Raw genomic sequence first — 15,595 nt, forward strand, 5'->3', positions numbered from 1 at the left:
TATGGAAGCTCGAATTATAGATTTGCCTAAGATTTTAGATAGACGAGGTAATCTTTCTATTATAGAGGAAGAAAATCATATACCATTTAAAATAAAACGTACATATTGGATTTATGATGTTCCTGGAGGAGAAAAACGCGGAGGTCATGCTTATAGAGAAAATCAAGAGTTTATAGTAGCTCTCTCTGGAAGTTTTGATGTACTTCTTGATGATGGGAAAGAACAAAATATTTTTCATCTAAATCGTTCTTATTATGGATTATATGTACCGAAAGGATTTTGGCGGAAAATGGAAAATTTTTCAACAAATTCACTTGCTTTAATATTATCATCTACTCCTTTTAATGCGGATGATTATATATATGATTATGAACAATTTAAGAAAGTATTTAATGGCTAAGTCAACAGTATATGATTGTTCTATCATAGAACTTCCTAAAATAGAGAATCGTGCGGGAAATATAACCCCTATTCATGGAGGTTTGAATGTTCCTTTTGAGATAAAACGTGTGTTTTATAGCTATGATATACCTGGTGGAGAAGCTCGTGGAGCACATGCTCACAGAGAATGTCATCAATTTCTTATTGCTGGTAGTGGTAGTTTTGAGGTAGTACTTGATGATGGAGTAAATAAGCGTACTGTATTACTGAATCGTCCTTTTTATGGATTACATATTCCCCCTGGAATATGGGCTTCTGAACAGGGTTTTTCTTCAGGATCTATTTGTTTGGTATTAGCTTCCGATACTTATAATGAGAAAGATTATATAAGAAATTATGATGATTATTTAGTATATAAAAATGCGCTATGATTGAAATACAACAATATAAACCAGATTGTATACAAGTTTGGAATCAGTATGTCCATAATTCAAAGAATGGGACTTTTTTGTTCGACAGAAATTATATGGATTACCATTCAGAGCGATTTCAGGATTTTTCCTTAATGATATATCGAAATTCTAAACTTTATTGTCTTTTACCGGCAAACAAAGTCGATAACATTCTATATTCTCATCAAGGATTGACTTATGGTGGTTTTATTATAAATTCTAAAGTAACAGTTTCGGATTTAATAGAAGTTTTGGATGCTGTTAATTGTTATTTGAAAGAAAAGGGGATTGTGAAAGTCATTTATAAGGCAATTCCATATATTTATCATAAATTGCCAGCGCAAGAAGACCTATATGCTTTATTTAGAATTCCTGGATGTAGATTAATTGCTCGAAATATTTCTTCAACAATCTTTCTAAGTAATAAAGTGAAATTTATAGAATCTCGTAGGTCTGGTATTCGCAAAGCTTTGAAGAATGAAATAAGAATAGAAGAAAGCGATCATTTAGAATTATTTTGGGATATATTAAATACAAATCTGAAAAATAGATATGGTGTGAGACCTGTTCATACACTTCAGGAAATGCAATTATTAAAATCTCGTTTTCCGGAGAATATAGTTCTATATTTAGCTTTTCAAGGAGAACGTGCAATAGGGGGAACCTTATTGTATCTAATGGGGCATATTGTTCATACACAGTATATTTCAGCCAGTTTAGAAGGTAAAGAGGTTGGGGCTTTAGACTTGCTTTTTGATTATTTGATTAATACACAATATGCAACTTGCGAATATTTTGATTTTGGTCAGTCAACAGAAAATAATGGTGAGTATTTGAATGAAGCCTTGATTTTTCAGAAGGAAGGCTTCGGGGGGCGGGGAGTTATTTATGATATTTATGAATATGAACTATGAAGATTGATATTTATGATGGCTTTATCATTAATCCTACTGTTGAAGTAACTCCAACCATTCGGATTTCTCCTTTCATCGAGAAGGATTTGAATCGTTTAAATGTAGATATAGAGATTGCTAAAGAATATTTGCGTGAAAGATTTGGGGAATATTTATTGACCATAAAAGCACGTGATGCAATTTCTTTGGCTTTGTCATATTACGATCTAGTTCATGATGATGTTGTAACGATATTAACGACATCTGGTAATTATTATATAAGTAGCTGTGTTACTAGAGAAATAGAGAAATATTGTTTATGGTCTAGAGAAATAACAGAACGGACTAAGATTATTTTTATTAATCATGAGTTTGGGTATCCTTGTGAGAGATTAAATGAATTGAAAAAATATAATATACCGATTATTGAAGATTGTGCACATTCTTTTATTTCTAAAGATAAACATTCACTGATAGGAAAAATAGGTGATTTTGTAATATATAGCTTACCTAAAATTTTTCCAATGCAAATAGGAGGTGTTTTAGTCTCAAATAAAATGCAATTTCCTTCTGATAATATGATACCATCACGTTATCAAGATTATATTTTAAAGAATCTTTCAAGAAATATACCATTAATAGATTATATTGCTGAACGGCGTTTATTTAATTATACATATTTGTCTGAAAAGCTTTCATATATAGGGATCTCTCCGTTTTTTTTATTGGAGAAGAAGAGCATTCCAGGTGTCTTTTTATTTAAATGGGAGGATAATATAGACTATAATTCACTGAAGATTTTTATGCAAAACAATGGTGTTGAATCAAGTGTTTTTTATGGTAAAAGTGCATTTTATATCCCAGTCCATCAACAACTCGATATGTTTCATTTGGATTATATGATAACTTTACTAAAATATTTCAAAGATGGTTTATGCTAATATTATGCTAGGTGAAAATGTGCAATTAGACCCCTCATCGTCGATTAATAATATAATTATAGGAAATAATGTAAGAATAGCCAAGTATGTATCTGCATATGGTGGTCCTAATAATTTATTAGAAATTGGAGCTAATACCTATATTGGGATGAATTGTATCTTAAATGGGTTTTCTGCAAAGTTAACAATAGGAAAATATGTAAGTTTTGCTCAAAATGTTAATATTATGGTAGATTCAGGTCCAAATGCTAGTAGTGAAATGCAAAAAATTTATCCAATATATAAAAAAGAAGTCTCTATTGGAGATCATTCATGGATTGGTGCATCGGCAATTATTATGCCAGGGGTTATATTGGGCAAATTTTGTGTTGTTGCAGCTGGTAGCTTTGTAACAACTTCATTTCCTGATTTTTCAATAGTTGGCGGAACACCGGCAAAACTGATTCGAAATTTTTCAGATAGTGAAATAAAAAAATTAGCTTATGATTAAATTTTTAGATTTACAAAAAATAACAGAAAGATATTCTGTTGAAATACATGAAGCGGTTAGTCGTGTTATTGATTCAGGCTGGTATCTTCAAGGGAAGGAAAATGAAGATTTTGAGGTAAATTATTCCCAGTATATTGGGACTAAATATACCGTAGGTTGTGCAAATGGGTTAGATGCATTAGTTTGGATATTTCGTGCTTATATAGAAATGGGGGTAATGCATCCTGGTGACGAAATAATAGTTCCTGCTAATACTTATATTGCCTCTATTTTAGCGATATCAGAGAATGGGTTAATCCCTATTTTGGTAGAACCTAATATTGAGACTTATCAAATAGATGACTCCAAAATAGAAGCATTTATAACAGAGCGCACAAAAGGTATCTTAATTGTTCATCTTTATGGCCAATGTGCCTATACTGATAAAATAGGGGATATTTGTAATAAATATCATCTTAAGTTGGTGGAAGATAATGCTCAAGCTCATGGTTGTATATATCAGAGTAGAAAGACAGGTTCATTAGGAGATGCTGCTGGGCATAGTTTTTATCCAGGTAAGAATTTGGGGGCATTAGGAGATGCTGGTGCAGTAACAACTAACGACGAGGAATTAGCAAAGGTGATTCGTGCGATTGCTAACTATGGTTCACATAAAAAATATGTATTCAAATATTGTGGACGCAATAGTCGATTGGATGAGATACAAGCAGCTGTGCTAAATGTGAAATTAAAGCATTTGGATGAAGATTTAGCTATTCGTAAGGAATTTGCAAGATATTATATTGATCATATAACTAATCCAGCAATTATTACTCCAATAATAAAAGACTGGGATACTCATGCATTCCATATTTTTACTATTCGTGTAAAAAAACGTAATGAATTGCAGAAGTATTTAGCTGACAATGGTGTACAGACTATTATTCATTATCCTATACCTCCTCATAAACAAGAGTGCTTTAAGGAGTGGAACAAACTTTCGTACCCTATTACGGAACAAATTCATAATGAAGAACTTAGTTTGCCATTAAGCCCAATAATGATGAATATGGAGATAAAAACTATTGTTGATTTACTGAACAAGTGGGAATGATATATAAGTTTGCCTCTTTTGCTAAACGTACAGCGAAAGAGGATATAGTAAAAGTGTTTTCATTTAATGCTATATCTACCTTAGTGCGTATGCTTACAGGATTAATAAGCGTAAAAGTTGTGGCTTCTATTATAGGTCCATGTGGGATTGCTCTATTAGGTCAATTGAATAATTTTTCAACTATCTTATTGGGAGTAGCTAATGGCGGAATTAATAGTGGAATAACGAAATATGTAGCAGAATATAAAGAAGATGAATCTGCAATAAAAAAAATTCTATCCAATGCTTTACAGATAACTTTATTTTTCACTTTTATAGTGAGTTTAGGGTTAATAATTTTACATAATCAACTTAGTCGTTTGGTAATGCTTTCTGATGAATATGGATATGTATTCTTAATTTTTGGTTTTACAATATTTCTGTACACTCTGAATACTCTATTAATTTCTATCCTAAATGGATATAAAGAGTTTAAAAGATATGTGATTGTGAATATATCAGGGACTATAGTTGGATTACTTTTTACTATATGTTTTGTTTTTTCTATGGGATTGAAAGGTGCATTGATTAGTGCCGTTTCTTATCAGAGTGTGGTGTTTTTTGTTACATTTTGGATATGTAGAAAAGCTCCATGGCTATCTGTCATCTATTATAGAGAGAGGTTAGATAGGAAGATACTTCGACGTTTCCTGAATTATTCAGCTATGACATTAGTCTCATTATCAGTTGTTCCGGTTAGCCAAATGTTATTACGTGGATATGTTATTTCTGAAATATCTATGACAGAAGCTGGATGGTGGGAAGCAATGAATCGTATTTCAAACGTATACTTAATGGTGATAACCACCTCTTTTAGTATTTACTACTTACCTCGTTTATCAGAGATAAAGGAAATTTCGGAATTACGGTATGAAATATTCAAGTGTTACAAAGTCATTATTCCTATATTATTATCGGGGTTAACTCTTGTATATTTATTGAGACATTTTGTTGTTATGATACTTTTTTCTCCAGATTTTTATCCGATGGAGAGCTTGTTTATTTGGCAATTGTTAGGAGACTTTTTTAAAATATCTAGTTGGTTGTTAGCTTTTTTGATGGTAGCAAAATCTATGACTAAAACATTTATTGCAACTGAAGTCGTATTTTCTGGTTTATTCGTGGTATTAGGATATTTGTTTATGAATCTAAATGGAGTGGTTGGGATAACACAAGCATATTTTGTGAACTATGTAATATATACGGTTTGCATGGTTGTCATATTTAGAAAAATTATCGTTTATAGGGTATTATGAGGCAATAATAGAGATAATGTAAGATTATAAATTCTCTTTTATTTTAATATTAATTTGTAGTGTTGAGAACGTAGATTGTTTTGTCGTTGAAAATCAAAACTAAAGTATATACTTCATAACTATATAGAAAACTAGATAAGCTGATAGTTTAAATAAGTTTAGATTATTTGTGAACAGAATAGAATGCTAAAGTGGCATAGATTATGAAAAAGGGTACATTGACAGAAAGGCAAGTAATAGACATTTTTGAGATAATAAAACAAAAAGCTTCTGATAAGATGCAAAGTGGGCATTTGGAACAGAGTATTTGTTATATAGAAGTAGCTGCACAATGGGCTTATAATTATAATTTTAAATATGTTGATGAAGATTTGGAGTTTCTTCTGCAAAATATATCTTGTAGTATAAAAGAACGTTTGCTGCAGGATAGATTCACGGTAAATAATGGAGAAGAACGTATCGTGCTTGTTTGTAACAGAACTATAAATGGAGGGGAAGTGACTCAACAATATAGTAAAGCATTGGCCAAGGTCGGAGTTCCTGTTTTAATAATCGTATTAAATCGTATTGTTCAAATTAATGGGGTTAGAATTGGTTCTACAGAAATTCCAGCCTATTTGCAAGATAAAGAAAATATTACCATTAAAATAATTGAGGAGTCAAGATCTTTAATGGATACAACGGAGGAGGTGGCGAGAGAAATCCGTAATTTTAATCCAACGAAAATATTGACTCATGTATGGCCATGGGATGCACGGTTAATAATTGCTGTCATGGCTGCTAAGCAATGCCCATGTTATAATATTAATTTTAATGATCACACATTTTGGATTGGTAAATCAATGCTTGATTATTTGATAGAATTTAGACCATATGGAGCTTCAGTTTCGGTAGATAGACGTGGGGTGAAGTTGAGTCAATTGCTTTATTTACCTTATTATCCTATCATATCCGACGATATACCTTTTCAAGGATTCCCTTTTGATCGAACAGGGAAAGTTGTGATTTTTACAGGAGGGACAGAGTATAAAATGTTAGATGAGGAGAATTTATTCTTTGACATCATGGATAAAGTTTTAGATGATAACCCAAATTCGATTGTCTTTCTTGCATCTACATCATTAAGGGAGATAAAAAAACGTATCCTTAGAATGAAGAATGGAGAGCGCGTATATACATCTAAATATAGAAAGGATATATCTCAACTTTTTAGAAACTGTGATATATATTATGGTACATATCCTTTGTCTGGAGGTCTAATGTGTCAATATGCAGCTGCTTTTGGTAAACCAATTTTGGCTTATGCAAAAAAGAGAGTAGAGTTGGATGAGGTGGATGGCATTGTTAATTATCATAATGAAGCACCGATTGCCAAAAATGATTTAGATACACTATTTGCATATGCTAAGGAATTATGTAATGATCCTTTGTATAGAAAATCAGAGGGACAAAGATTGCGTTGTGCAGTAATTAATTCCCAAGAGTTTGATAAAAAACTTAATGATTTATTGACTGGTAATTATGAATCAAAGCAAATGTTACCTTTGGATATTGCTTATGATAACATTAAGGAGTTCTATTTTAATTATGCAAACAACTATTGTAATGGGTATTTATCACTTCTACTTAAAACATTTAAGTTTCGCTCTTTTATTTATTTTCCTCGTTATTCTGTATTATTTGTAATGCGATTATTAGACTTTTTTATATATAAGTTGAAAGCTTTCTTTTAATGGACATATCTAGCTATATGTGCTATGTTAATATGGGAGATTTGCAGATGAAGAGCATTTTAATGATATATAGTTTTGATGAATTGCTAAAATATAATGATGTATGGTTTATTTATTGGTATTTCAGTTGTTAGTTTTCTTATTGATATGCAATACTACTTTTGTTGCGCTGACATCACTAATAGTATTTTTATCATATAAGATAAAAAGAAAATATAAATTGGGAGGGGTGGACAGTCAAAACGATGTAATAAAGAATAAACACTCTTCTCTTTATCTGTTGAAACGCTATTTGGGTGGATTTATGCGTTATTATGATTACCGGGTATCACAAGTACCATCCCATCATTTTCGTAACTTTGTTTATCGTAATGTATATTGTGTAGATATGGCACCGAAAGTCGTAATATATTATGGTACTGAAATGAGAGAACCCTATAAAATAAGAATAGGATGTGGAAGTATTATTGGAGACCGGGCCATATTGGATGGGAGAAATGGCATTGAAATAGGTGAAAACGTAAATTTATCTTCTAATGTGTCTATTTGGACAGAACAGCACGACCACCGAGATTCATTTTTTCGTTGTGATACACAAACGAAAACTCCTGTTAAAATAGGTAATCGTGTTTGGATAGGTCCCAATGCCTTAATTCTTCATAGTGTGGAGATTGGAGAAGGAGCAGTAGTGGCAGCAGGTGCAGTAGTCACGAAGTCTATAGAGCCTTATACTATTGTTGCAGGAGTTCCAGCCAAAAAAATTGGGGAACGAAATAAGAATTTAAAATATGAAATGACTGGGGAATATGTACCATTCTACTAGTATCTTGATATGAATATTGATGATTTTACTATAGGAATAAAAAAGAATGGAATTCTAATCTTTTTAAAGTGTAATAGTTGATGATATAGGATCCTTGAGCTTTTTATTTGTATGAGTTGAAGATTAGAGAATACTTACTAATAAAAAAGAATGTATGTTTTTCCGAAGAATGCAAGACCTTTGTTTTAAAATTATGTCTAAAATGGTAAGCCCACATGGTGCAGCTGAGCTTATGAGGAGTAAGTTTCATTATCTTGGTAGAAATGTGCAGTTATATTCGTGTAGTATACCAGAACCATATTTAGTTAGTATTCATGATAATGTAATTTGTGCTGCAAATGTAAGGTTTATAAATCATGATGTAAGTTGCTTTAATATAGCACAGTATTTGGGGATTTCATTATCAGAAGTGGATAAAGTCGGTAGTATTGAACTTTTTGAGAACTGTTTTGTAGGGGCATATTCAATACTTTTACCTAATACCTCTGTTGGTGCAAACTCTATAGTTGCTGCAGGTAGTATAGTTACTAAACATATTCCATCTGGGGAAGTATGGGGAGGAGTTCCTGCTAAATTTATAATGACTACGGATGAATATGCCAAAAAAGTAATTAAGAATTGCCATAATTATCCGTGGATGAGTAAAAGATGCAATAATAGGGATCTTATAAAAATGAGGCAACAATATTTTTTTAGTAAAAATAAAGCCTAGTATTTTCTTTTTTTGATAGATGATTTCTTCATGTTTACATTGTTGTATTTAATAATTAGTTTAAGATTCTTATTTATATTCTAATTAGAAAGTGTTTATTAATATTGGGGATGATAAATGAGGGTAATATATTTATATGAGTGATGCGAATTAACCGTAAAACATTAGTCGATTATTGGGGAGTTTTAGTCATAATATTAGGGTCTGGGTCATATTCATTTGCTCATAAGTCATATGTTCCAGCATTTATTGTAATGTTGTTAACTTCACTATTTTACCTTTATTATGATAAGCATACCGTAAATAAACATCGTCTGCATACTTTAGGGTTCATATATTGTTTGATATATGGAGGAATAATCTTTGTAAATCGGTTTGTTATACATACAGATGTATTGAATCATAGTTGGGTGTCTTGGCTGTTTAATTTGATGTTTTCTTTTGTTATAATTTGTCGTTATCCATTTTATATCTTTAAAAAGATTTATTTAAATATTTTGACAGTACTAGCTATATTTAGTCTGATAGTTTTTGGAGGGGTTGAAATGGAATTATTTACTCCTCAAATAGTCAGTAGATCTGGAGAAGAGGGGCAGTATTTAGAATTTTTTTTTTCATTGTGTTGGGTGGGATTATTTATTTCATCGGAATGCTGGTTTATTCCATGAGCCAGGTGCATATCAATATTTCTTAAATTTTGCTTTTATATTGTTCATTCCTGAAATAAAAGAGGGGATGTTGAATCGAAAAGAAAAATGGCAAATGTTAGTTATTGTAGTCACACTTCTTACAACTCTGTCTACAATGGCCTATATTGCTTTTTTGGGAATAGCTTCATTGGTTATTTTCTTCTCAAAATATGGTAGGATGCATAAGGGGTTTTATCCTATAGCTATGTTGTTGATATTTGGGTTATGTATTATGATGATAAATTCTCCCGTGGTTGCAAGAAAAATAGCAGCAAATGATGCAGGAGAGGAGCACATATCTAAAGTGACTCGTACTCGTGATTTGATTACTCAATTTGAAATGACATTAGAACAACCGATTTGGGGATATGGCATTGCTACAAGAAACTTTGAGAAACGAAATTATGGGAATGCTGGCGGATGTATTGGTTTAGTAAATAACTCTGCATCATTGGGATTGCTATGGTTAGTGATATTTCTTTGTTTTGCTTATAGAGGTATTAAACGGATGCAATTAGGCGTTCCAACAATTCTTGTTCTACTTATATTTATTTTAATAGAATGCAATGAGAACTTTGTGGATTTACCTATTACTTATCTATTTATCTTAAATTTTTTGAACTATCAACGTATTAATGTAAATGCAAAAATAGAAAATAATGAAAGTGTGTAATATTGGATATATTCAAATCTTTACAATACTCAATACTTTGCTTTTGTCTGGGGTGTCTTGGCTGATAGGTTGGCATATCAGTGCTATTCATTTTCCTGTTGCGTTTATATTAAGTGTTGTTATCCTGCATTGCTTTAGGAAGAATATAATCAAAGATGTAAGTATTAGCTTACTTTTAATGTTGTTTGTAATCTTACTATCAGCTATCATTCCTGACGGCAGTTATGACGGACAAGCTTATCATCAACCTATGATTTACGCTTTGTCTCATGGATGGAATCCTATTTATGATAGTCACAATACAATAATATCAGAAAACTGGGAAATGAATATATGGATAGATCATTATTGTAAAGGAATGGAGACTGTTTCGGCAACAATTGTAGCTATGACAGGAAATTTAGAATCAGGAAAGGCTGTCTCTTGGCTACTAGGATTATCTTCTCTTTTTCTTATTCATGATTTTTTGGGTAGGAGTGTAGTGGGGAGGACATTAGATTTTAGAAAAAAATTATTTTATACTCTTTGTTTAGCTTTACCTCCCATTTTTGCAACACAAGTATTTTCATATTATATAGATCTATGTGGGTACTTTACTGTTGTTTGGCTTATTGTCGCTTTATATGGAATTTACAGTAGAAAAGCTATTTTAGATTATTTATTAATGACTGCAGCAATCATTTTAGCTGGAAGTACAAAATTTAATATGTTATTTTGGGTTGGATTTTTTACTTTTGTCTTTTTAATATTTCTTTTTGTACAGAAAAAATATAGATTAATGAATAGAATTATAGCGGTGGCTTTGGGGGCTGTAGTTCTTACTATTCTAACTTCAGGTTTTAATCCATATATTACTAATACCATCGATCATTGTAATCCTATTTATCCTCTTGGAATTGGAGATAAGGAGACTGAATATCTAAATGATGGTGCTCAACCGCAATTTTTGCAAAAGAAAAACCGTATTATACAAATATTATATAGCTATACTTCTCGTCCTAGCAATATTCTTGATGGAAAATATATTCCACCATATATTGTAACAGAGAATAATATAATGAGTGCCGGTTCTCCTGGTGCTAGAATAGGGGGAGGTGGAATTGTATTTGTGGATGTTTTATTACTTTCTTTTATATTGTATGCTATATCTAAAAAGAGTTCAATATATAGGAATACTTGTATTTTTATAGGTGTGTTGTTATCATCTTTACTGATACTTCCAATGGGAAGTTCATATAGGTATGTACCTTTTTTCTATATCCTCCCTATTGTGATTCTATTATATACTGAATATGCAGGACTTAAATATAATATTGGGAAATGGTTGAGACGATTAGTGTATGTGTTACTTGTGCTGAATGTAAGTATGGCTATGACGATTTCTTTAGGATATTCAATTCTTAATAAATGTGTGACGGAATATTATGTAAAAGCTATACAGCAAACGAGTCCGCAATACTTTAGAAGTAAAAATTGGAGTTTCAATTATAAAGTTTTTAAAGATGAAATCATAAGGTATGATCCAACGGAAATTGGAGAAGACGCAATAGATTATGAAGAAATTCCTTTTCAAAAAAGTATTCCAATATATGTCAATAGAGAAGAGTTGGACAAAGCAAAAAAGGGATGGGTTACCAAGTTTTTGATTAAGTAATTTTATACTATATGTATGTTCTATTTATGAATTTATTGAGGCTAATTAGGCCACAGCAATGGCTAAAGAATTTATTTATTTTCTTGCCATTATTTTTTGGCGGACATATTATGGACTTGTCTTATATGTTCACATCTCTAAAAGTTTTTTTTGCCTATTGCTTTATAGCTAGCAGTATTTATTGTTTTAATGATATTTATGATCGTGAGTCGGATCGCTTACATCCTAAGAAAAGGCTACGTCCTATAGCAAATGGAAGAGTATCAGTGTTTGTTGGATATATACTAATGATGGTGATGTTTACTCTTTCTATAGTAATATGTTTTTTGCTTACTGATGAAATTGCTTGGAAAGTGATAAGTATTATCATGTTTTATTTTATAATGAATATTGCTTATTGTATTAGATTGAAACGAGTTGCTTTGATAGATGTGTTCATTATAGCAATAGGTTTTGTATTGCGTATATGGGTAGGTGGGATCGCTACTGGCATTTGGATTTCTCAATGGATTGTGTTGATGACATTTCTTCTCGCTTTATTTCTTGCTTTTGCTAAACGTAGAGATGACGTTGTTATGTATGAGGAAAGTGGGGTAAAGGTCCGTTACAATATTAATCGATATAACTTGCAGTTTATGAATCAGGCAATTACAATAGTGTCGGCTGTTACAATGGTATGTTATATTATGTATACGGTATCACCTGAAGTACAGGAACGAATGCATACCTCTTATTTGTATGTAACATCAATATTTGTATTAATTGGATTATTACGTTATATGCAACTAACAATTGTGGATGTGAAAAGTGGGAGTCCTACCAAAATTCTAATGTATGATCGGTTTATTCAACTGTCTATCCTTGGCTGGCTTTTGACTTTTTTTGTCCTAATCTATTTGTGATGAGTATGCTAGAGGGAAAGAAAAATATTGCCGTATTTGATTTTGATGGTACAATTACAAATAAAGACACTTTACTGTATTTTATTCTTTTTACAAAAGGATATTGGGCTTTTATGGTGGGTTTCTTGTTGCACTCCCCTTTATTAATAGCATTTAAGTTAAGGTTGTATCCTAATTGGAAGGTCAAACAAGCTCTTTTCTCATTATTTTTTTGGTGGCATGGATTATAAGGAATTCCAACGATGGGGAGAAATTTTTGCTGATGAAGTGGAAAAAATAGAGCGTGAATCGACTGTCGATAAATTAAAGAATCATTTGAAAAATGGTGATAAAGTGTATGTGATAAGTGCTAGCATAGATGATTGGGTCCGCCCATTCTGTTGCTCGCGTTTGGGAGTAACTGCTACTATAGGAACTAAAGTTGAAGTTGATCCTGGTGGAAAACTGACTGGGCGTTTCTTGACGAAAAATTGTTATGGTCCCGAGAAAGTAAATCGTTTATTGGAAATAGAACCTGATAGAAAAAATTATTTTTTATATGCTTATGGGGATAGTCGTGGCGACAAGGAAATTTTGGAGTTTGCTGATAGAGGCATAATGATACGATGAACATTTAAATAGTATTGTCTTATAAATGAAGTTTATGTCTAATAATGTCTATTGTTTAAATTTACTAAAACAAATTTATATCATTTATATATTATAATAATATGAATATCATACTGATTTTAGTCAGTGTTTTACTGAATTGTACTGCACAACTGTGCATTCGCAAAGGTATGTTGCTTGTGGGAGAAACGGGAATGAGTAATATGACTACAAATATAGGTGCGATGATAACAAATCTTTGGCTTTGGGGAGCTATGATTTGCTATGCACTTAGTATTTTTCTTTGGATGGCGGTTCTTTCAAAAGTAGAAGTTAGTTTTGCTTATCCATTCTTAAGTGTAGGATATGTTGTAGCGGCAGTGGTGGGATATTACTTCTTTGGTGAAGCACTCTCGGTAATTCGGATTGTTGGTATTGTAATTATTTGTATTGGTGTGTATTTAATTTCAAGAAGTTAAAATAGTAATGAAGTATTATATTTTTGGAGGAGATGGTTTCGTTGGGCGTTACTTGAGCAATGCGCTGATTGAGCGTGGGGAGAATGTGGTAGTTGGTGATATCCTTTCTACACTTGATGAACGTATTAATAAGAAAGCCAAGTTTATAAATGTAGACATTCGTGATAAGTCTGCTATACGTAAGATTGATATAATGCCCGATGATTTGGTAATCAATCTGGCGGCGAATCAGTATCACACTAAGGTTCCAAAAAATCGTAAAGAATATTTTTACAGTACTAATTATGTTGGTACTAAGAACATTCTAGAAGTGATGGAAGAAAAGAATTGTATGCGCTATTTGATGTTTACTACTGATATGACGTATGGTAGGCCACAATATCTTCCAGTGGATATAAAACACCCGCAAAATCCTTTTGGTCCTTATGGACAAAGTAAAAAAGCGTGTGAAGAAATCTGTCGGGAATATCGACAAAAAGGTATGAATATTACTATTTTCCGCCCTCGTATGATCAATGGACCAGGCCGCCTAGGTATTTTAGTAAAGTTATTTAAGTTAATTGATATGAATTTACCAGTACCAACAATTGGTAATGGCAAGAATCATTACCAAATGATTTCAGTATTTGATTGCGTTAGCGCTATTCTTTGCGCTATAGACAAAGGATTACCTAACAAAGAATATAACTTAGGCTCTAAGAATCCGCCTGATATTCGTACCCTATTGCAGGGGGTTGTTACGTCAGCGGATAAACATTCTATAGTAATTCCAACGTCTGGTAAACTCGTAAAGTTAGTGTTAGGATTATTAGATAAATATGGTTTTACATTAATGTATCCAGAACAGTTTATGATTGCGGACGAAGAGTATGTTCTGGATATTCAGGAAACTGAAAAAGATCTAGATTGGCATCCACAGTATAGTGATGAGGACATGCTGAAAGAGGCATATAAGATGTATAAAAAGAAGAAATAAGATTTTACATACTCAAATATGAATAATAACTTTCCTCGTGTCTCAATAATAACAGTTTGTTATAATGCTGTATCTGCCATACAAAGAACTATATTGTCTGTACTTAGTCAGACTTATGAAAATATAGAATATATAATTATAGATGGAAAAAGTACAGATGGTACCTTAGCAATTATAAAGAAATACGAAAGCAGGATATCTTTTTGGTTATCAGAGCCGGATAATGGTATATATGATGCTATGAATAAAGCTATCAATAATGCCACTGGAGAGTGGGTTCTTTTTATGAATGCGGACGATGAGTTTGTTGATAATAAAGTAGTAGAACGTTTTGTTTTTGTTGTAAAAACTCATAAAAATTATGCTGTCTATTATGGTGATACGATTCTCCGTTATGCCATAGGAGATAGACCAGTGAAAGCTTTGGGGTTGAAAAGTATGCGTTATATGATGGCTTTCTCACATCAAAGTGTGTTCATTCGAACTGATTTGATGAAGGGGAAAAAGTATTCTCTTAAATATAAGCTTGCGTCTGATTATGATTTTCTACTTTCAATTTATCTCGCAGGGGAACGATTTTATTATTTGAAATATTATGTTTCGAGAGTGAGGATTGATGCAGGTGCTAGTTTCTCACATTTTATAGAATCGAAGAAGGAAGTACTGCAGATTCATAAGACAAATGGATATGGAAGGTGGGAGGCTTATTGTTATTATTGGAAGGCGGTATTACGCTTTAGGTTAAGCAATATGCTAAAGAGCATAATCCCAAAAGGATTGATAAAATTGTTACTCAAGATTGAATAAATAATAAAAAGATT

The 15,595-nt window shown here is 31.9% G+C and carries 18 protein-coding genes; all 18 read left to right on the forward strand.

Going from position 1 to position 15,595, the window contains the following annotated elements:
- Position 1 precedes the first annotated feature (1 nt).
- The 18 genes from HMPREF9010_RS0124840 (at position 2) to HMPREF9010_RS02185 (ending at position 15,581) form a co-directional block, all read left to right on the forward strand.
- Positions 2 to 400: a sugar 3,4-ketoisomerase gene (locus HMPREF9010_RS0124840; protein ID WP_032852924.1), complete on the forward strand. Its 399-nt coding sequence runs from the start codon at positions 2 to 4 to the stop codon at positions 398 to 400.
- A complete protein-coding gene (locus HMPREF9010_RS0124845; RefSeq protein WP_032852925.1) occupies positions 393 to 812 on the forward strand; it encodes a sugar 3,4-ketoisomerase in 420 nt (139 codons plus the stop codon). Before HMPREF9010_RS0124840 ends, HMPREF9010_RS0124845 begins: the two co-directional genes overlap by 8 nt.
- On the forward strand, positions 809 to 1,747 hold the full coding sequence (locus HMPREF9010_RS02255) for a GNAT family N-acetyltransferase (RefSeq protein ID WP_008651451.1): 939 nt from the start codon (positions 809 to 811) through the stop codon (positions 1,745 to 1,747). The genes HMPREF9010_RS0124845 and HMPREF9010_RS02255 overlap by 4 nt, the downstream gene beginning before the upstream one ends.
- Complete coding sequence (locus HMPREF9010_RS02250) at positions 1,744 to 2,667, forward strand: DegT/DnrJ/EryC1/StrS family aminotransferase (protein ID WP_008651453.1); 924 nt, start codon at positions 1,744 to 1,746, stop codon at positions 2,665 to 2,667. The genes HMPREF9010_RS02255 and HMPREF9010_RS02250 overlap by 4 nt, the downstream gene beginning before the upstream one ends.
- On the forward strand, positions 2,654 to 3,157 hold the full coding sequence (locus HMPREF9010_RS02245; protein ID WP_008651455.1) for an acyltransferase: 504 nt from the start codon (positions 2,654 to 2,656) through the stop codon (positions 3,155 to 3,157). The genes HMPREF9010_RS02250 and HMPREF9010_RS02245 overlap by 14 nt, the downstream gene beginning before the upstream one ends.
- Positions 3,150 to 4,250: a DegT/DnrJ/EryC1/StrS family aminotransferase gene (locus HMPREF9010_RS02240; RefSeq protein WP_008651457.1), complete on the forward strand. Its 1,101-nt coding sequence runs from the start codon at positions 3,150 to 3,152 to the stop codon at positions 4,248 to 4,250. The genes HMPREF9010_RS02245 and HMPREF9010_RS02240 overlap by 8 nt, the downstream gene beginning before the upstream one ends.
- Positions 4,247 to 5,545, forward strand: coding sequence for an O-antigen translocase (locus tag HMPREF9010_RS02235; protein ID WP_008651458.1), 1,299 nt, complete (start codon positions 4,247 to 4,249; stop codon positions 5,543 to 5,545). The genes HMPREF9010_RS02240 and HMPREF9010_RS02235 overlap by 4 nt, the downstream gene beginning before the upstream one ends.
- 203 nt (positions 5,546 to 5,748) lie before the next feature.
- A complete protein-coding gene (locus HMPREF9010_RS02230) occupies positions 5,749 to 7,278 on the forward strand; it encodes a hypothetical protein (protein ID WP_008651460.1) in 1,530 nt (509 codons plus the stop codon).
- A gap of 103 nt (positions 7,279 to 7,381) precedes the next feature.
- Complete coding sequence (locus HMPREF9010_RS02225) at positions 7,382 to 8,101, forward strand: acyltransferase (protein WP_008651468.1); 720 nt, start codon at positions 7,382 to 7,384, stop codon at positions 8,099 to 8,101.
- A 193-nt stretch (positions 8,102 to 8,294) separates the two neighbouring features.
- Positions 8,295 to 8,813, forward strand: a complete 519-nt coding sequence (locus HMPREF9010_RS02220) for an acyltransferase (RefSeq protein ID WP_229090527.1) — start codon at positions 8,295 to 8,297, stop codon at positions 8,811 to 8,813.
- Between the two features lie 735 nt (positions 8,814 to 9,548).
- Complete coding sequence (locus HMPREF9010_RS02215; protein ID WP_032852926.1) at positions 9,549 to 10,175, forward strand: O-antigen ligase family protein; 627 nt, start codon at positions 9,549 to 9,551, stop codon at positions 10,173 to 10,175.
- Positions 10,162 to 11,829, forward strand: coding sequence for a hypothetical protein (locus HMPREF9010_RS02210; protein ID WP_008651476.1), 1,668 nt, complete (start codon positions 10,162 to 10,164; stop codon positions 11,827 to 11,829). The genes HMPREF9010_RS02215 and HMPREF9010_RS02210 overlap by 14 nt, the downstream gene beginning before the upstream one ends.
- Positions 11,830 to 11,855: 26 nt before the next feature.
- Positions 11,856 to 12,731 carry a decaprenyl-phosphate phosphoribosyltransferase gene (locus HMPREF9010_RS02205; protein ID WP_008651477.1) on the forward strand — a complete coding sequence of 292 codons (876 nt, stop codon included), beginning with the start codon at positions 11,856 to 11,858 and terminating at the stop codon, positions 12,729 to 12,731.
- Complete coding sequence (locus HMPREF9010_RS26805) at positions 12,731 to 12,961, forward strand: hypothetical protein (RefSeq protein ID WP_369746657.1); 231 nt, start codon at positions 12,731 to 12,733, stop codon at positions 12,959 to 12,961. Before HMPREF9010_RS02205 ends, HMPREF9010_RS26805 begins: the two co-directional genes overlap by 1 nt.
- The gene (locus tag HMPREF9010_RS26810) at positions 12,951 to 13,340 is read left to right on the forward strand and encodes an HAD family hydrolase (protein ID WP_369746658.1); all 390 of its coding nucleotides are present in this window, start codon (positions 12,951 to 12,953) and stop codon (positions 13,338 to 13,340) included. The genes HMPREF9010_RS26805 and HMPREF9010_RS26810 overlap by 11 nt, the downstream gene beginning before the upstream one ends.
- A gap of 101 nt (positions 13,341 to 13,441) precedes the next feature.
- Positions 13,442 to 13,798 carry an SMR family transporter gene (locus tag HMPREF9010_RS02195; RefSeq protein WP_008651478.1) on the forward strand — a complete coding sequence of 119 codons (357 nt, stop codon included), beginning with the start codon at positions 13,442 to 13,444 and terminating at the stop codon, positions 13,796 to 13,798.
- A gap of 7 nt (positions 13,799 to 13,805) precedes the next feature.
- Positions 13,806 to 14,774, forward strand: coding sequence for an NAD-dependent epimerase/dehydratase family protein (locus HMPREF9010_RS02190; RefSeq protein WP_008651479.1), 969 nt, complete (start codon positions 13,806 to 13,808; stop codon positions 14,772 to 14,774).
- Positions 14,775 to 14,792: 18 nt separating this feature from the next.
- On the forward strand, positions 14,793 to 15,581 hold the full coding sequence (locus HMPREF9010_RS02185) for a glycosyltransferase family 2 protein (protein WP_008651480.1): 789 nt from the start codon (positions 14,793 to 14,795) through the stop codon (positions 15,579 to 15,581).
- The last annotated feature ends 14 nt before the right edge of the window (positions 15,582 to 15,595 follow it).

This window comes from Bacteroides sp. 3_1_23 (assembly GCF_000162555.1).
In the GTDB taxonomy this organism is placed as follows: domain Bacteria; phylum Bacteroidota; class Bacteroidia; order Bacteroidales; family Bacteroidaceae; genus Bacteroides; species Bacteroides ovatus.